The 16,137-nt window shown below is 31.0% G+C and carries 21 protein-coding genes and 1 tRNA gene; 21 read left to right on the top strand and 1 reads right to left on the bottom strand.

Features of this window, described 5'->3' with window-relative positions; genetic code table 11:
* Positions 1–14 precede the first annotated feature (14 nt).
* On the top strand, positions 15–761 hold the full coding sequence (locus AC4FRF_RS02380; RefSeq protein ID WP_491157845.1) for a succinate dehydrogenase/fumarate reductase iron-sulfur subunit: 747 nt from the start codon (positions 15–17) through the stop codon (positions 759–761).
* Between the two features lie 107 nt (positions 762–868).
* A complete protein-coding gene (locus AC4FRF_RS02375; protein WP_491157844.1) occupies positions 869–1,633 on the top strand; it encodes an amidohydrolase in 765 nt (254 codons plus the stop codon).
* Here AC4FRF_RS02375 and AC4FRF_RS02370 read toward each other — a convergent pair.
* Positions 1,630–3,315, bottom strand: a complete 1,686-nt coding sequence (locus AC4FRF_RS02370) for an Ig-like domain-containing domain (protein ID WP_491157843.1) — start codon at positions 3,313–3,315, stop codon at positions 1,630–1,632. The genes AC4FRF_RS02375 and AC4FRF_RS02370 overlap by 4 nt on opposite strands.
* 174 nt (positions 3,316–3,489) lie before the next feature.
* Here AC4FRF_RS02370 and mce point away from each other — a divergent pair, with 174 nt between their 5' ends.
* The 19 genes from mce to AC4FRF_RS02275 all read left to right on the top strand — a co-directional run bounded on the left by mce (position 3,490) and on the right by AC4FRF_RS02275 (position 15,863).
* The gene (mce, locus tag AC4FRF_RS02365) at positions 3,490–3,897 is read left to right on the top strand and encodes a methylmalonyl-CoA epimerase (RefSeq protein ID WP_491157842.1); all 408 of its coding nucleotides are present in this window, start codon (positions 3,490–3,492) and stop codon (positions 3,895–3,897) included.
* 129 nt (positions 3,898–4,026) lie between these two features.
* Positions 4,027–4,100: transfer RNA gene (locus tag AC4FRF_RS02360), tRNA-Ile, on the top strand.
* A 183-nt stretch (positions 4,101–4,283) separates the two neighbouring features.
* A complete protein-coding gene (locus AC4FRF_RS02355; protein WP_491157841.1) occupies positions 4,284–5,477 on the top strand; it encodes a tyrosine-type recombinase/integrase in 1,194 nt (397 codons plus the stop codon).
* 106 nt (positions 5,478–5,583) lie between these two features.
* Entirely contained in the window at positions 5,584–5,808 is a 225-nt protein-coding gene (locus AC4FRF_RS02350) for a hypothetical protein (protein WP_491157840.1), read from the top strand.
* A 412-nt stretch (positions 5,809–6,220) separates the two neighbouring features.
* Positions 6,221–6,460: a hypothetical protein gene (locus AC4FRF_RS02345; protein ID WP_491157839.1), complete on the top strand. Its 240-nt coding sequence runs from the start codon at positions 6,221–6,223 to the stop codon at positions 6,458–6,460.
* Positions 6,461–6,638: 178 nt separating this feature from the next.
* On the top strand, positions 6,639–7,286 hold the full coding sequence (locus AC4FRF_RS02340) for a hypothetical protein (RefSeq protein WP_491157838.1): 648 nt from the start codon (positions 6,639–6,641) through the stop codon (positions 7,284–7,286).
* Positions 7,287–7,454: 168 nt separating this feature from the next.
* Positions 7,455–7,673, top strand: a complete 219-nt coding sequence (locus AC4FRF_RS02335) for a hypothetical protein (RefSeq protein ID WP_491157837.1) — start codon at positions 7,455–7,457, stop codon at positions 7,671–7,673.
* Positions 7,674–8,047: 374 nt separating this feature from the next.
* Positions 8,048–8,671, top strand: a complete 624-nt coding sequence (locus AC4FRF_RS02330) for a DUF6046 domain-containing protein (RefSeq protein WP_491157836.1) — start codon at positions 8,048–8,050, stop codon at positions 8,669–8,671.
* Between the two features lie 6 nt (positions 8,672–8,677).
* Entirely contained in the window at positions 8,678–8,959 is a 282-nt protein-coding gene (locus AC4FRF_RS02325) for a hypothetical protein (RefSeq protein WP_491157835.1), read from the top strand.
* A 17-nt stretch (positions 8,960–8,976) separates the two neighbouring features.
* Positions 8,977–9,303, top strand: a complete 327-nt coding sequence (locus AC4FRF_RS02320) for a hypothetical protein (RefSeq protein ID WP_491157834.1) — start codon at positions 8,977–8,979, stop codon at positions 9,301–9,303.
* Positions 9,304–9,305: 2 nt separating this feature from the next.
* A complete protein-coding gene (locus AC4FRF_RS02315; protein WP_491157833.1) occupies positions 9,306–9,539 on the top strand; it encodes a hypothetical protein in 234 nt (77 codons plus the stop codon).
* 198 nt (positions 9,540–9,737) lie between these two features.
* Positions 9,738–10,358 carry a hypothetical protein gene (locus AC4FRF_RS02310; protein ID WP_491157832.1) on the top strand — a complete coding sequence of 207 codons (621 nt, stop codon included), beginning with the start codon at positions 9,738–9,740 and terminating at the stop codon, positions 10,356–10,358.
* A gap of 3 nt (positions 10,359–10,361) precedes the next feature.
* Positions 10,362–10,646: a helix-turn-helix domain-containing protein gene (locus AC4FRF_RS02305; RefSeq protein ID WP_491157831.1), complete on the top strand. Its 285-nt coding sequence runs from the start codon at positions 10,362–10,364 to the stop codon at positions 10,644–10,646.
* Positions 10,647–10,732: 86 nt separating this feature from the next.
* A complete protein-coding gene (locus AC4FRF_RS02300) occupies positions 10,733–11,695 on the top strand; it encodes a hypothetical protein (RefSeq protein WP_491157830.1) in 963 nt (320 codons plus the stop codon).
* Between the two features lie 487 nt (positions 11,696–12,182).
* Positions 12,183–12,500: a sigma factor-like helix-turn-helix DNA-binding protein gene (locus AC4FRF_RS02295; RefSeq protein WP_491157829.1), complete on the top strand. Its 318-nt coding sequence runs from the start codon at positions 12,183–12,185 to the stop codon at positions 12,498–12,500.
* Positions 12,501–12,505: 5 nt separating this feature from the next.
* Complete coding sequence (locus AC4FRF_RS02290; RefSeq protein WP_491157828.1) at positions 12,506–13,441, top strand: hypothetical protein; 936 nt, start codon at positions 12,506–12,508, stop codon at positions 13,439–13,441.
* Positions 13,442–13,465: 24 nt separating this feature from the next.
* The gene (locus tag AC4FRF_RS02285) at positions 13,466–13,699 is read left to right on the top strand and encodes a hypothetical protein (RefSeq protein ID WP_491157827.1); all 234 of its coding nucleotides are present in this window, start codon (positions 13,466–13,468) and stop codon (positions 13,697–13,699) included.
* A 323-nt stretch (positions 13,700–14,022) separates the two neighbouring features.
* Entirely contained in the window at positions 14,023–14,556 is a 534-nt protein-coding gene (locus AC4FRF_RS02280) for a hypothetical protein (RefSeq protein WP_491157826.1), read from the top strand.
* Positions 14,553–15,863: a hypothetical protein gene (locus tag AC4FRF_RS02275; RefSeq protein ID WP_491157825.1), complete on the top strand. Its 1,311-nt coding sequence runs from the start codon at positions 14,553–14,555 to the stop codon at positions 15,861–15,863. Before AC4FRF_RS02280 ends, AC4FRF_RS02275 begins: the two co-directional genes overlap by 4 nt.
* Positions 15,864–16,137 lie beyond the last annotated feature (274 nt).

The following is a 16,137-nucleotide window of genomic DNA, read 5'->3' as shown; positions in this document are numbered from 1 at the left end:
CAAACTAAAAAGATATGAAACTTACATTAAAAATATGGCGTCAAAAAAACGCCCAAGATAAAGGAGCAATGGTTGATTACAAAATCGACGGAATTGAACCTGATATGTCATTCCTTGAAATGCTTGACGTATTCAACGAACAACAAATCAACGCTGGTGAAGAGCCAGTAGCTTTTGATCACGATTGTCGCGAAGGAATTTGCGGAATGTGTTCTTTATTCATTAATGGAGAAGCGCACGGTCCAGATAGAGGTGTAACAACTTGTCAATTGCATATGCGTATGTTTAAAGACGGAGATACTATCACGATCGAGCCTTTCCGTGCAGCTGCTTTCCCGGTAGTAAAAGATTTAGTAGTGGACAGAAGTTCTTTTGATAGAATCCAACATGCAGGAGGATTTATTTCAGTTAACACATCTGGAAACACTATTGATGCTAACACCATTCCAGTAAATAAAGATGATGCTGATAAAGCTTTTGATGCAGCAACTTGCATTGGATGTGGAGCTTGTGTGGCAACTTGTAAAAACTCTTCTGCAATGTTATTCGTTTCAGCTAAAGTTTCTCAATATGCTTTGTTACCACAAGGTAGAGTGGAAGCTACTGACCGTGTATTGAACATGGTAAAACAAATGGACGAAGAAGGTTTTGGTAACTGTACCAATACAGGAGCTTGTGAAATCGAATGTCCAAAAGGAATTTCTCTTGAAAACATTGCTCGTATGAACAGAGAGTACATGTCAGCAAGTTTGAAAGGATAATATTTTTTTCAATATATTTCAAAAAACGCATTCATTGATTTGGATGCGTTTTTTTGTTGAAATAAACTTTGTAAATCTGCGTATCTTTGTGAAACAACTCTTTTGTTATGAAAATTGCACTAATTCAATCCAATCTAATTTGGGAAAACTCAAAAGTCAATCGAAATTCTTTTGAAGAAAAAATCAATGGAATTAATGAATCAGTTGATTTGATTGTACTTCCCGAAATGTTTTCCACCGGTTTTACGATGAATCCTAGTGTTGTTGCTGAAACGATGCAAGGCGAAACGGTGTTGTGGATGCAAGCTTTGGCGAAAGCCAAAAATGTCGCTATAACAGGCAGTGTGGTTATTGAAGAATCGGGTAATTTCTATAACAGAATGCTGTTTGTATTTCCTTCAGGTGAAATTGAACACTACGACAAGAGACATTTGTTTACGTTGGCTGGGGAAGAAAAAGTGTATACAGCAGGGAATAAAAAATTAATTGTCGATTATTTGGGTTGGAAAATCTGCCCGTTGGTTTGTTATGACTTGCGTTTTCCAGTTTTTTCCAGAAATGTAGAAAACTATGATTTGCTTTTGTATGTGGCCAGTTGGCCAGAAAAAAGAATTGCAGCTTGGGATGCCTTACTTAAAGCGCGTGCCATAGAAAACATGAGTTATGTAGTAGCTGTTAACCGAATAGGTGTTGATGGAAATGCGCATCCTTATACAGGTCATACGCAAGCAATAGATTCTTTAGGAGAATATGTGCTTTCCCCTAAAGAGTCAGAAGCTGTTTTTATTGTTGATTTAGACCGTGAAAAATTACTTTCTATTAGAGAAAGAATGGGTTTTTTAAATGATAAAGATGCTTTTAGATTACTCTAGTATTGTTTTTTCTTCTTTTTGTTTTTATCCTCTTTTTTAATAGGTGGTGTGTAGGGAATGCTGAGGTCAAATGTTTGTTCAACATCCCAATTGGCACGTACATCTATTTCTCCTGAAAGATAAACTACTTCTTCGGCATATTTCTTTTGAAGAAAATTTCCGGGGTCGTATTTTTTGTTTTTGTTTGTATCATAGATGGCTCTGAGTGAGAATTGAGCCGGATCTAATAAATCAAAACTAATTATAGTGTTGCTTTCTGCATAATTGCTTGCAACTATTTCTCCGCTTGATTTAAGGAGTTCTACAATAACAGGGAATGATTTTACATTCTCTAGTTTGACCTTTAAATTACCATAATCTGTGAGCTCTTTAGTGCTAATTTGATAATTTAAAGTATCATTAGTTAGTTCGAAAAAGTCAGTCATAGCGCCCGGTAAAATGTTGAAAGAATATTTTTGAGCAGGTTCTTTTTTGAAGTCAAAAAATAATTTTTGATTGAATTCATCATAATTAGTAGTGAATTTTACAGCTACAGAATCTTTGTTTATCAATTTGATTTTTGTTTCATCAAATTTTACTAAAGGGGTTGAGGCTTCTAATGCAAATGAATCATAGAAACCGGATGGATTTACTGAACTAACTGTTAAGCTGTCTTTCTTTTGATTTTTGATTTTGAGAACAAAATTTTTATTAAAATCTCCCTGAGCAACTTCTACTTTTAGAGAATCTGTTTTTATTGGTTTAAACCAAATTTGTAAGGAATCTTTTTTAGGTAATTTGGTGGTAATACTTTCTAAGATTTCATCTTTGTTTTTTAGAGTGATTTTAGGTCTTGATTGAGTTTCTGACAAGTCACCTTCGAAGCCCATAAATAATTTGTTCCCTGATTCTTGTGTAGGTTTGAAAGCTTTAAAAGGGTTGATTTCCTTGAATAATTCTATTTCGTACAGAGTGTCGTTAGGAATCGTGATGTAATCTTTGATAAAACCAATTTTTTCGGTTTTTGGGTCAAATTTATTGTTGTTGTTTAAGTCCTTTAGAGCTATTAAACGGTATTTTCCTGCCTTAAGATTTTCTAAGCGAAAGGTTTTTAAGCTATCCAAAGTATTGGTAATGTATCTTGGGCCAGGGATTTTTCCTCCAGAATCTTTTTTGTTATAAATTATTGAGTCGTTGAATGATTCGTTTACTTCGTATAGCATAACCGAAATAAAGGATTCGGGTTCTTTTTCGTAAGCATATTTTACTTTCCCGCCAATGGCTAAAGAGTCGATATAATCGCCTGTAGAAAATACGTATTTGAACTGGTTCAAAGGATTTCCTTCGTTATTGTCTGTTAGACTTTGCCCAAAATTAAAACTATAAGTTGTGTTGGGCTGAAGTGTGTCTGAAATTTTTATGGTAATTACTCTACTAGCTGTTGTTGGCAAAATGAGAGGGTCATTTTTCATTGGTGGAGAAATTACCAATTGTTTTCTAAGATTTTTTAGAATAACTATTTCATCAAATTCTAGTTTGATTTGTTTCGCATTAAAGTGAGTACTAAAGTTTTCAGGTAAACTCATTCTTAAACTAGGAGGAATGGTGTCTTTTAATCCTCCGGTTATGCTGCCTCTTTTGGCACAACTAGCCAAAATTATAATCAATAATAAAGAGATGTATTTTAATTTGTTTTTCAACATGTAATTCAGAATTTAGAATCTACAAAATAACGATTATAATTATTGGAATTAAAACTTTTTATTGAATTATTAAGATTCTAAAATGATAGAATGATTACCTTTATATATCGTTTTTGATTTTAGGTACTTTTTTAATAAAATAGTTTAGGATTCACCTCTAATAAAAGATTTTGAATGAAAAAAATCGACCATATAGGTATTGCGGTAAAAGATTTGGAGGTCTCTAATTTGTTGTTTGAGAAATTATTAGGTGTTGCTCCTTATAAACAAGAAGAAGTTCAGCATGAAGGGGTAATCACTTCGTTTTTTGATGCAGGTTCGAATAAAATAGAGCTTTTGGCGGCAACACGAGAAGATGGTGTCATTGCGAAGTTTATTGAAAAAAAAGGAGAAGGTATTCATCATATTGCTTTTGATGTAGATGATATTCAGGTTGAAATGGAAAGATTGAAAAAGGAAGGTTTTGTTATTTTGAATGAAAACCCTAAAAAAGGGGCTGACAATAAATTAGTGGTTTTTTTGCATCCTAAAAGTACAAATGGTGTTTTAATAGAGTTGTGCCAAAGTATTAAGGAATTATAAAATTCTTTATGGTTCTAGTAATCAGCTCTTTTCTGCTGTCATTTTTTTTATGTCGGTGTATACTAAAAAACTAAGTGAAAAATATTTGGAGCAAACAAAAAATAGTAGTAATATTGCAAACTCTTAACCGGTCCTATAGCTCAGCTGGTTAGAGCACCTGACTCATAATCAGGTGGTCCCTGGTTCGAGCCCAGGTGGGACCACAAACCGCACTAATTTAGTGCGGTTTTTTTGTTTAAAGTTCTTATTTTACAGGGGTTTACGTTTTATAAGCAAAAAAGATTACCGTTAAATATCAAACCTTTTTCTACCAGTTTTCTACCGAGTTTCTACCCAATTTATTAAAATTGTTTACATACATTTGCGTAAATCAATACGCTAATATTATGAACAAAACACGCTACACTCCAGTGTTTAACCGTAAAAAACAGTTAAATACAGTAGGAAAAGCACTAATACAAATTGAGTGCTATTTGAACGGTAAGAATAAATATTTTTCTACCCAAATTTATGTTGAGCCGAACAACTGGAACAACAAAACCCGAACCATTAAAACGGATTATCCCAACGCAATAAAACTAAATAAACAAATTGCGGAAACGATCAGGAACTTTGAAAACTTTGAACTGGATAAAATAAATGCGGGAAAGCCTTTTAATTTAGGAATGCTAACGGATTTTTTTAAAGGTGAAACCGTGAGCTCATTTACTGAATTTATGGAAAAGGAAATTGAACAAATGAACCTAACCGAAGCGACCAAAAAAAACCACCGAACCACATTAGCAAGGCTAAAGGAATTTAAAAAAGTGATTTATTTTGAAGACATTACTTTTGAATTACTAAACGATTTTGATTGTTTTTTACGTAAAATAAAAATCACTTATAAAGATGCACCTCCCAAAAAATTAATGCAAAATACAATTTGGAAGTATTTTAAGAATATGAAAACTTATGTGAACCTTGCAATTAATAAAGATTTAATGAATGTGCAACAATACCCATTTAGAAAATTTAAGGTAAAACAAGGCGAAAGCAACAAAGTTTTTTTAACTCCCGAAGAGATCGACCAAATGCAAGATTTGGTATTAACTGGCGAAAATCTAAAACACCAATACATAAAAGATTTATTTATGTATAGCGTTTATACTGGACTTCGTTTTAGTGATGTTTTGAGTATGCAAAAAAGGGAATTGGTGACTATCGGTGGCAATACTTGGCTTATTAAAAAAATGGAAAAGACAGACGAAAACGTAAGGATTCCAATCTATACTATTTTTAACGGAAAACCGCTGGAGATCATTAATAAGTACAACCGTTTTAATAGTGTATTTTGTTTTGAACAGATCACAAACCAGTACGCAAACCGAACTTTAAAAACGTTGGCCGTATTGGCTGGAATCAATAAAACAATAACCTTTCACACAGCACGTCATACCACAGCTACATATTTGCTTTATAAAGGCGTTAGCTTAACTACAGTGCAAAAAGTATTAGGACACAAGAAAATAGCCACTACTCAAATTTATGGGCATATAATGGATAATACCATAGAAAAGGAATTAAATGCCGTAAATTTTTAAAAGTTGCTTTACAAAGCTCCCTATTATGTTAATAAGTGAATTAACCCATTAAACAATGTTTTAGCAATTAGTATTACTTTTATATTTCACTCTAAAAATAGAAAATATGGAAATTAATTTCAAGAATATCAATGTTATGTATCCAAATGAAAACACCCCACAACCAAGAAAAATAACCCTCACAGCAGATGGCGAATATTTACAAATTAATATCTATGATGAAACTTTAGATTTTATAGGAATCACTCTTGAAAAAAATGAGGTCGAATTATTGAGCGATACATTGAAACTTATTTTAAAAAACAAACTGGTTGAAGAAGTTGAAATATAATTGAATTCGAGAACACTTTAAAAAGTTGTGAAATCCTTGCGTAGTAATTATGTGAAATATGCCTTTTTGTGAAACCTTTGCACTATGGCGTACAATAAAACAAATTACAACAAACGAGCACGGTTTATAATTGGGGTTTATAATGAAGTTAAAAACCCTGATATACCCGACACAAAAATAGTGGCTCGAATATTCCCGAAGCATGGAATAAACATAAGTTACCGCCAGTGGATGAACATAAAAGGAATGCCAGTGCCAAAAGAAACCGACACATAGTTTTATCACAGAATTTTATATATTATTTTTAGTTTTAGGTTTAAACCGTTTCATTTGGAACGGTTTTTTTATAATCTTACAAAACTGTATCAGATAGATAGATTGTTATTAGATCAATATTTTGTACTTTTATTTTATGGAAACAATTTACGATCATAATCCTACAACTGCTGAATTGCTGGATTTAGCTGACGGAATGACAAAAGATCAATATGTATTTAACTGGATGTACTCAAAAGATCACAGTATTTTAGATATTGTACTTTTGTACGAATCCCGAAATGATGAAATAATGGCAAAAAAATATAAGGATTTAATTCCCGATCTATACCAGCAATGGCAATGGGGATTAGATAATGTTTTGATCCCAATATGAAAGCCTTATTTTAAATAAAATGGTTACGAGGGGCAACCGCCCCGAGTTTCCTCCCATATAAACCGCCCCAACTGGAGCGGTTTTTTTATGCAATAAAATAGATGATCGCTTTATATTTTCAAATCAAGCAACTTTTTTTGTTAATTTGCCATATAATTTAATCCAATACGCTAAAAGAATGAACAAAACCAGTAAAATAACAGTAAAGCATTACCCAAATACTAATTTAAAATCTCAAACGGAAAACGGAAAAGAGAAATTTCCTTTATATGTACAGGTTATTTATGACCGAAAAATTTACAAATTCAAATCAGAGAATGAATATTTCAAATATGTTGACAATTCAGATTTAGAAAACGATTTTATTTGTAAAATGTTAGAGGATGAAATAAAACGTATTGAAAGAACTGTTAATTTAATTTCACAAAACAACGAAAAACTACTAACAAGTAAAGATATTTACAAACACTCAAAGCCATTAGATAAAATTATAGAAAAAAATTTAGGAGTATTAATAGCAAAGGAATTTAGCGATGCCCCACCTTTTTTAACAAATTTAAGTTATACCGAAATTAATCATTTATTGTTTTTTTTGGAAGCATACGATAAGCTACAAATGAATGATAAAATTGGTAGTGTGTGGCAAATAATAAATAATTTAAACTTCTACTCTCCAGAATTTTACAAAAATGATTATTGCTACATAGATTTATTTTTCGGAGATAAATTTTTAAAAATTTATGATGTGATAGAATGCACAGTTACAGGAAATGAAAAGAGGGCAAAACACTATTTAGAAAATTTTAGATACTTTATAGAATTGTAATTAGTCTTAATTATTTGATTTTAAAGCGGTTATTATAGCCGCTTTTTTATTATTCAAAATGTTTGAATTATAAAATTGAAACTTTTTATTAAAAATGTTTGTATTTTAAAATTCAAACAATATATTTGCAGATATAATATTGAAAACAACAATAAAAAATCAAATAAAATGGACATTCAAGAAATCAAAAAACAGCTACCTACTGGAGCAATTAAAACTATCGCAATTAACAGCGGTGTACATTATGCCACAGTACAAGGATTCTTTAATGGAAAAGAAACCAAAGAGAATGTAAAACTAATTGAACACACTGCGAAGTACTTAAAAGAGTACAAAGAAGCAAAAGCAAACGCAATGCAAGAACTACAAGCCGTTGCCAGCGCCTAATTATTCGAGTTATGGAAAAGCTAACATTTTCAACCAACTGGAATAATAAATTAGACTGCAAATGTTTTACCAGTATTAGGATTTACAACCTGTCAAAGCATTTTAGAGCAAATCAATTTGAAGTTTTTCTATAAAAGAAATTCAAAACTAAGGCGGTGGTTTTGGGTACTGTCATCACTAAACTGGATCTATTAAGTGACTATGTTTGTTATTTAGATACTGGATATAACAAGGAAGAAACTAAAGAAATTTTTAGAAAGATGTACCCGCACATTGATTTTAAAAAGCAAAAAATTTGCATTCTTATGTTACAACGAATTGAAGTACCAAAACCAGTTCAACACGAATTATTTAATTAAAATCTAAAAAAGAATATGAGTACAAACACATTATTTGATTTGAATAAGTTGTATAAAACTTATTTTAATAGTTCGCCTTACTATGTGACAAAGGACGAAAACAGACCATTATCTCAAGATGTAACCAGCTATGCGGTAAACACTGAAAACCCACGCCCAAAAGGAACAATTCAAAAAAGCACACAATATCAACCATTTAATAAAATAGGCTCGTACGGTCAAGAAATTTGGGGCGCAATCACTTTAAAAGTAGGTAATAAATTAAATATTGAGATTGAAGCGTGTACCGTAGCGGTTCATTTAAGTAAAACTATTATTAAAACGGCTGTTAGTGAGCGTCAAGGAACTATAAAAGAATGTTTTCATAATGACGATTATAAGTTTGTGATAAAAGGATTTTTGATTGATAAAAATAGAGCATTTCCCGAAGATCAAGTAAACACGTTAAAAGCCATTTTTGAAAGCACTGACCCAGTAGAACTATTAGGAGGTTATCCCGAAATGTTTTTAACTGACAATGCAAAAGTAGTAATAGAAACGCTGGACTTTCCAGAGGTACAAGGTAAAGCCCCGTGGATAAGACCATTTCAAATGACTTGTGAAAGTGACTTTATACAAGATTTGATAATCAAAGATTAAAGAATTATGAAGCACTGGAGCGAATTTATACACCAACGATCCCACGCATTAAAAAGGCTGGGAAAAATAGCCACTAGCCTAACTTTTGAGGTTGAAAGCAAAGCAATAGAACTACAAAACGCTAAAGCCAATTTAGAACGTTTTGAAACGCAAATATGTAATTCAATTGCGGGTAATTATTCCGATCAATCAGAATTTGAAACCGCAATTTTAAGCGCAAAGTATAAGGCAAATTTATGGAATAATGAACCCATAGCCAGCCATAAACCGCATACAGTAAAACAATAATTTAAAACCAATACGCTATGAAAACAAACCCGATCACAGAATACAACAAAGAAGCATTAAAAGGAATTAGTGAATTTTTAGAGTTTAGTAACTACCAAGGTAGTCAAGTTGTACAAAAAAACGTTTATACAAATTTTGTTGACATAGTTGACGATTTAGCAACCATTTTAGATGCTATTGAAGTTATAGGCTATCAAGGAAGTAATAAGGATATGGGCATTTGTGGTGGCTTGGCTGGGATTGCAAAAAAAATGATTCCACGTAATGAAATGGACTTTTTAGATAGTTTACTTATCAAAAAAGAAGATTCAAAAATAACTTTCTCAAAAATCGAAAATCTATAAAAATGGCAGAAAAAACACAACCAACAGTAAATGAAAAGATTGCTTCCTATTTTGAAAAACAAATAGATTTCAAAGATTTCGCACAACAAATTAGACGTGCAAATTGTATCATAACACAGGTAATGATGCGCCCCGATGCAGAACAAAATGTTACCAAAAGTTATTGGGCGGAAGATTGCGTTTACCACTTGAACGAGTTTGCAGAATTGATTGATCCATTTTTAGAAAAAGAATAAATGAAAGCAATATTTAGCATACAGAAAGTATATAATTTGAATGGTTCCGTACTTCAAATTAGAGTGAAAATGTTTAAAAAAGTAGCTTTAAGATTTTCGTTTAAACCTACTTTAAACAGTATTTAAAGTATTAGAAATAATAAACCCGAACCAATCCAAAAAGAGAAAAAACTAAAAATTAATTATAAAAATAATAAAATGAGTGAATTTAAAAAAGTAGCTATTTATGTGAATGAAGAGAGGATAAATAGCCACATAGCACCACAGGAAAACCGCTTTGAATATTTCCAGCAGTTAATAGATATGTACAACAATCTAAATACTGGAATTGTATTAGAAAAGAACGATCTAAAGGGAATGATCCAAAACCCCAAAGAGTTTGTTGCAAAGCGATTAATCAAAGATCAAGAAGTAAGTTTTGGAGGTTTAAAATTGAGCCTAGAAAAGGTTTTTGATATTATAGAAAAACCAGAGGGAACAGATGAATTGATTAATAAAATCATTAATGATAACCTAGTGAAAGAATTAATGATGAATCAAAGAAACGTTGAATATTTTGAAATTCAAAACGGTGACAGGGTTGCGATTAACTCCGAATATTTAGAAAAAATAACGGAACAAAGTACGGTTTACATTGCTACAGAAAAACAGGCTAAGGCATACAAAGCATTACAGTTAATTGTTGAGAGCATTCTAGAATTAAACAGCTTAAAAAGTCGGGGAAACATTCAAGATCTTTTATTCAATGATTTTCTTGAATTAAATACCAATACAGGATCGGTGTCGATCAACCCCTATTTTGCTAAACAAATACTTTAAAATATGGAAAATAATATTGCAGTTATTACCGTGCCATTAGATGAATGGACAGAATTAAAAAGCCAAATTAAAACCATTGCAAAGGGGTTGCTGGAGATTAAGAACAAAGGACAAAAAGAGTTTTTAACGCCAAAGGAAGCAATGGAAATGCTTAAATGTGGTCGAACCACTTTGCAAACTTACATTGATAGAGGATTTTTTAAAATTACAAAAATGAGTTCTAAAAAATATAGCAAAGTACTTATTAGGCGTGCGGATATAGATTATTTTATTGAAAGTAGAGCATAAAAAAAGCCACTAGAAAGTGGCTTTATATTGTTACTAAAAAACCAATACGCTAATATCATTATTTAGTACACTGCAAATATATAAAAATGATTGATAATATCACAATGACAAAAAGGACTTTGTCAGAGGTTGAAAAAAAGAGTATTATAAAATCCAGCCGTTTAGTGTGTAATTCATTAAACGGCTTGATCTATTATGACAATCGAAATACTAAAAATTTTACTGGAGGTCTTTTTATTCAGATAGATACAAGAAATAAATTAAAAATTACGGGCAGTATTCACAAATACCACTCTCATTTAGAAAAAGGGTTTTTAGCCAATTACGATAGCTTTACAATGGATCAAGCCAAATATACTTTTGATCGATTAATTGTAAATACTGGAATAGATCCAAATGACATAGAAGTAACATTTTTTGAAATTGGTATTAATCTAAAATTTGATATTGATGTAAAATTGATTTTAGAAAAAATACACAGCATCGGTAAAAATGAAAAACCGTTTTTCATTGAACCAAAGTTTAAAGATGGTCGGCAACTAACCACTGGAACGCATCGGGATTTTAGAGTGCATTTTAAAATATATGACAAAGTATTTGAAATGGAGGACAGAAGACAGCCAACCCGTAATTTAAACTACAATGTATTAAGAATTGAAACGGTACACAGGAGGTGCGAAAAACTCTACTTGAATGATTTTCTTAATTTGGAGTTTTTTCAACAATTACAAAATTCATTTTTTAATGAATGGGACAAACTCAATTTCTATAATGATATTACCGCACCAAAAGGCACACAGCGAAGCAAAATAGATTTGATACGCAATATTATCTATAAAGGTAAAAACGAGGTTTTAAAGCAGTATAAAACACAGTACGAAAATAACGCACTTACAAAGCGACAATTTTACTCGGTTCGGGATTTTTTAGAGAATTGGGAAACAATACGGCACGAATTTGATATTAAAAACAGTAAAATAGTACCATTTTGGAAAGCTGCATATAATATTGAAAAACAAACAGTTATGTTAATGTCAAAAATGAATTGATGCTTAACGGTAATATAAAGTGCTTGAATGGTACTTTTTATAAAAAGTTACACTTATGTAACTCTAGTAAGTATTTAAAAAACAATAAATTAACACGTAAAGTAAAATGAAATGGTATCTATCGGTAATAAAATTGGCTCGAATGACACACGTATAGTCCCGTATTTTTTTTATGGAAGCTTGTCTTAAACTTCCTTTAGGAAGCTAGAACCTATCAATATTGAGTTTACATAGTATTTACAGCAGTACACAAGTGTAACAATTCATAATATTAATGATAACAACAAAAAAAGGTCGAAAAAGGTCGATTTGATAGACCAAAGCACTTTTGATGCAAATTTTTCGAATGGGGCATTTTGATTTAAAATTGATTCAAAAGATTTCAAAAAATACGTTATAGCAATACCCTTAAAAAAAAGCTGATTTTTTACCTTTTATTACCATTTAACCGCCTTTTTATTTCTAAAATATTCAAAACTCCCCAATAATGAAAAAAACAAAATCGAATACTAAAATTATCAAAACCCGAACCACCTACACGCTGGATATAAAAGCTAGCGCAAAGCGGTTTTATTTGATCGGTTTGACACTTCAAGAAATTAGTAAAATAATTGATGCACCAGTACGCACAATTGAAAATTGGCAAATTGCCGAAAACTGGAGAGAATTAAAGGAAACTACTCCAGTTCAAAAGAAAGCGTTTGAATTAAAAGAAAGCGGTAAAACTTATAAAGAAATTGCAACGATGCTAAACAAAAGCCGAACTACAGTTTGGCGTTACATAGCAACCGCAAAAAAACAATAAAAACAATGGAACTAAATAAAACCAAAATCAAAGGTTTGTTTTTGACAAACGAGGGCAAAGCATGGCACAAAAGCGCAAAGCGTGAAATATCAGCCACCACAAACGGCAAAGTTAGGTTTAACGGCAAATTATACGATTTGCAAAAGTTATCAATTGGAACAAAGAACAAAGCATCAAAGCAACCAATTAAAAAAAGTGTTACAGTTCGTGAGCTTCAAAAAAAAGGATTTAGAAAAACTACAATAAAGGGCTTGTATGCTACCAATAACGGACTTTGTTATAATTGTACATCAAAGAGAAGTTTGTCTATTGCAAAGGGTAAAATTGTCATAAATGGCAAAGCTTACAACGTAGCAAAGTTAATTTTAGAAACATTTTGCAAAATTCCGATCCGTAGCGGTCAAATAAGCTTTAAAAACGGTAATAACAAAGATTTTTACTTTGAAAATTTAGAGTACAAAAGCACTATAAAGCAATTACCACCAAAGTCAGCCGATTTGATCCAGTGTATTAGGTTTTATTTTGAAGTTGAAAAAAACATGAACACTTCTAACCTCCTTTTTAAGTATTATTTGAACGAATTAGCAATAAAAAGAGGTTTTGTTTACTTGCATACGGATAATGACTTTTATTTGTTTTTAGAATGGTTAAAACCGTTTAGCCATAACCAAAGCAAAGCCGAAATAAGCAAAAATCATAATTACAGCACAACCAATGGAACTAATGCCATAAATAAGTATTTAGGAATGTTAGTAAATGAATGTATGCAAGACTTTGAAAACGGAATATTAAAAGTAAAGGATTTTAAACCAAAGCCACGGACTCCAACCCAAAAATTAAAAGACTTGCAAAAGTCAGTCGATGAAATGGGATTGGGTGTTAAAATTCCTTTACGAAAACCCAGTACGAAAGAATTATTAAATAAATTTAAGATCGATTAAAAAACAATCTATAAAATAAACCCAATGAAAGGAAAAAAACTATTTATTAGCTACGCATCAAAAAGAGATTACTCAGCGAGCGAAGCGGACGAATACGCCCAGCTTTTGGAAACAATAAGGTTTCATATTGGTGATGAAATATATAATTTACTTGAAATAGCAGAAAAGGAGGGTAAACGATTAAAAATTTTAGATCTTACAGAAAACGGCAAAATTTTAAGAGATGAAATATATACAACTGATATAATTTTTGTTTAACTTTGATATTATCATTTCCAAAAACACCACAAATTAAAACCGCTATTAAAAGGCGGTTTTTTTTATAGCAATAGTCTGTATAGGACTTGAACCAAATAGCAAAAACTATATAATATCAAGGCTTTAAATTGTCATTTCAGATCACTGGTAGAAAAATGGTATAAAAATGATAAAATATTAGGGATTAAATACCAATGCTTAAATTCATTTTATAAATAAAAATATTTAAATATTATTTTATCAAAATAAATAAAAAAGATATTATTTAAAATTATAATTCAAATCAAAATGTTTATGTTTGGTCTATAATTTAAATTATCAACATGAATTTAAAGCTTGAAGATTTAAAAGATGCAATGACCTATTTTAGTAATATTCAGTGTTTAGGTCTTACAGAAAACTGTATAGTTGCATTAGAAGATATTCCACACAAAAATGGTTGCGAATTAGAAGTGTCAGGATTGTATGAGGGAAAAATTTCTTTAGACTGGGATACAATAGTTAATAAAAATGGTTATAAAGAAAAGAAAAAATTCACAGAAAAGGGAGCGGAAGCCCTTTCTTTTTTTCTTGCCATGGAGTTTACAGAATATGAAATATTGGAAGAATCAGAAATCGGTACAGGAGTGGATTACTGGCTTGGATATGGAGAAAATCACGAAAAATACGACCCCCTAAATTTTTTTAATGCTCGTTTAGAAATATCGGGTATATTGAGAGAAACACCGACCAATTCTTTTAAGAAAAGAATTGAAGAGAAAAAAAAGCAAACCAACGCATCAAATAATACTGGAATACCTGCATACGTTTCTGTAATTGAATTTTCAAACCTTAAGGCTCATATTACTAAAAAATGAATATACAAGAGGTACATAGGGAAGCTATAAAATTATCAAAAGAAGCAAATGAGGAATTTGACAAAGGAAATTTTGAGCAATCAAATGTTCTGATTTCAAGAGCATTTGAGTTAGAAAAAAGTGCAGCGCAATTCCTTAAAAACAAATTCGAAGTTGAGCCTACAAGATCAGTATTGTATCGTAGTGCCGCTACACTTGCCTATAAGTGCGGAAATTATACAGAAGCTATTGATCTCATTACGGAAGCCCTTAAAGGAAATCCATTTGAGGAAATTAAATTTGAGCTTTTACATTTGCTAAAGGAAAGTATAAATGTTAGACCTCAATTAGTTAAAAAGAATGACTATTTAGATTTATTAAATAGAAAAGCCGTTCCCTTAAAATTAGAAGAAAAAACAAATAAATATGCTGGAGCTTTTGTAATACCTCATGTAGTGGAGTTTTTAAGGAATTTAAACACTTCATATCAAAACTATGCGGAAGCTTTATTTATTAATGGAATAGATAAAGATTCATTGCCCGATTTTGAGCATTCGCTAAATGACTTTAAAAGCAAATCTAATCTTTTAGGCTCTCATACTGCTTTTAGTAGTTTTGGAATTAATATAAGTGCAGAAAATTCACTTATGGATCAATTTGCTGTTTATACAAAAGAGTTTAAGGAAGTGAAAGAAAATTTATTTAATGATTTTAAAGAAGATGTTCTTTACTCTAATTATGAAGACCCGATTTTTCATGAAAGAATATCTAACAAATTCGATGATGAACAAAGAAGAAAAATATTTAATCCAGTATTAAATTCAATATCAAAATCTAAGGGGTATAAAATATCAATTACGGATTATGAATTTAAGGAAAAAATAAAAGAGTTTAAAGCTCCAACTAATATTATCAAACAAATATTAGTTCCAAAAGAAGATAAGATACAATCTTCTTTAGATGAAGAAACAAATCTGACAAGAAAAATAGAGCAAAGAACTGGGAAGAAAACAAAGACAATCTTAGCAGAAAATATTCAATACTTGGAGGAAAAAATAACACTAACGGGATTAGAATTTGATAAGCGGAACGTATATTTTAAAGAACATCATATTGTAGTACTAATATTTCAAAATAATTACTATAAGATAGACGATGATGTTTACCAAATATCAGTTTCACATAAGGATTTTGACGGAATATTGGAGCAATACAGTAAAATTTTTATTTCACAATTAATAACGATGCTGACAAATAAAACAAGTCTTTCGGATGATGAAAATGAATTGTTAGAACAATACGAAAATACGACGATAAGAGATTGGTAAATATTACAAGCATCATTGCTAATTTTGTTAAAAAATGTTAAAGTTTGCCTTTCTACCAGTTTTCTACCCAAAAATTAAAAATATCAATAATCCCTTTGTTTACAGTACTTAACAGCGTTTTTGGCTAGTGCAGGTGGGACCACTAGTAAAATCAAGCCTTCATAGTAATATGAGGGCTTTTTTGTTTTCATCAGTACAACATATGTACAACAAATTGTTGGACTTTACAAAGATAGTAAACTTTTCATTCTGTTTCAATTAGCTATATTTTTTT

Source organism: Flavobacterium sp. ST-158 (assembly GCF_058309975.1).
Note: the sequence above shows the minus strand (reverse complement) of the source record. Positions and strands in the feature narration are given on the sequence as shown.

What these genes read in the sequence shown, in the direction of transcription:
- mce (WP_491157842.1), top strand. Translation starts at nt 3,490, where the DNA reads ATGAAAAAAATCGACCATATAGGTATTGCGGTAAAAGATTTGGAGGTC.
- AC4FRF_RS02285 (WP_491157827.1), top strand. Translation starts at nt 13,466, where the DNA reads ATGAAAGGAAAAAAACTATTTATTAGCTACGCATCAAAAAGAGATTAC.
- AC4FRF_RS02325 (WP_491157835.1), top strand. Translation starts at nt 8,678, where the DNA reads ATGAAGCACTGGAGCGAATTTATACACCAACGATCCCACGCATTAAAA.
- AC4FRF_RS02375 (WP_491157844.1), top strand. Translation starts at nt 869, where the DNA reads ATGAAAATTGCACTAATTCAATCCAATCTAATTTGGGAAAACTCAAAA.
- AC4FRF_RS02355 (WP_491157841.1), top strand. Translation starts at nt 4,284, where the DNA reads ATGAACAAAACACGCTACACTCCAGTGTTTAACCGTAAAAAACAGTTA.
- AC4FRF_RS02315 (WP_491157833.1), top strand. Translation starts at nt 9,306, where the DNA reads ATGGCAGAAAAAACACAACCAACAGTAAATGAAAAGATTGCTTCCTAT.
- AC4FRF_RS02290 (WP_491157828.1), top strand. Translation starts at nt 12,506, where the DNA reads ATGGAACTAAATAAAACCAAAATCAAAGGTTTGTTTTTGACAAACGAG.
- AC4FRF_RS02345 (WP_491157839.1), top strand. Translation starts at nt 6,221, where the DNA reads ATGGAAACAATTTACGATCATAATCCTACAACTGCTGAATTGCTGGAT.
- AC4FRF_RS02350 (WP_491157840.1), top strand. Translation starts at nt 5,584, where the DNA reads ATGGAAATTAATTTCAAGAATATCAATGTTATGTATCCAAATGAAAAC.
- AC4FRF_RS02320 (WP_491157834.1), top strand. Translation starts at nt 8,977, where the DNA reads ATGAAAACAAACCCGATCACAGAATACAACAAAGAAGCATTAAAAGGA.
- AC4FRF_RS02275 (WP_491157825.1), top strand. Translation starts at nt 14,553, where the DNA reads ATGAATATACAAGAGGTACATAGGGAAGCTATAAAATTATCAAAAGAA.
- AC4FRF_RS02370 (WP_491157843.1), bottom strand. Translation starts at nt 3,315, where the DNA reads ATGTTGAAAAACAAATTAAAATACATCTCTTTATTATTGATTATAATT.
- AC4FRF_RS02300 (WP_491157830.1), top strand. Translation starts at nt 10,733, where the DNA reads ATGATTGATAATATCACAATGACAAAAAGGACTTTGTCAGAGGTTGAA.
- AC4FRF_RS02380 (WP_491157845.1), top strand. Translation starts at nt 15, where the DNA reads ATGAAACTTACATTAAAAATATGGCGTCAAAAAAACGCCCAAGATAAA.
- AC4FRF_RS02295 (WP_491157829.1), top strand. Translation starts at nt 12,183, where the DNA reads ATGAAAAAAACAAAATCGAATACTAAAATTATCAAAACCCGAACCACC.
- AC4FRF_RS02310 (WP_491157832.1), top strand. Translation starts at nt 9,738, where the DNA reads ATGAGTGAATTTAAAAAAGTAGCTATTTATGTGAATGAAGAGAGGATA.
- AC4FRF_RS02280 (WP_491157826.1), top strand. Translation starts at nt 14,023, where the DNA reads ATGAATTTAAAGCTTGAAGATTTAAAAGATGCAATGACCTATTTTAGT.
- AC4FRF_RS02305 (WP_491157831.1), top strand. Translation starts at nt 10,362, where the DNA reads ATGGAAAATAATATTGCAGTTATTACCGTGCCATTAGATGAATGGACA.
- AC4FRF_RS02340 (WP_491157838.1), top strand. Translation starts at nt 6,639, where the DNA reads ATGAACAAAACCAGTAAAATAACAGTAAAGCATTACCCAAATACTAAT.
- AC4FRF_RS02335 (WP_491157837.1), top strand. Translation starts at nt 7,455, where the DNA reads ATGGACATTCAAGAAATCAAAAAACAGCTACCTACTGGAGCAATTAAA.
- AC4FRF_RS02330 (WP_491157836.1), top strand. Translation starts at nt 8,048, where the DNA reads ATGAGTACAAACACATTATTTGATTTGAATAAGTTGTATAAAACTTAT.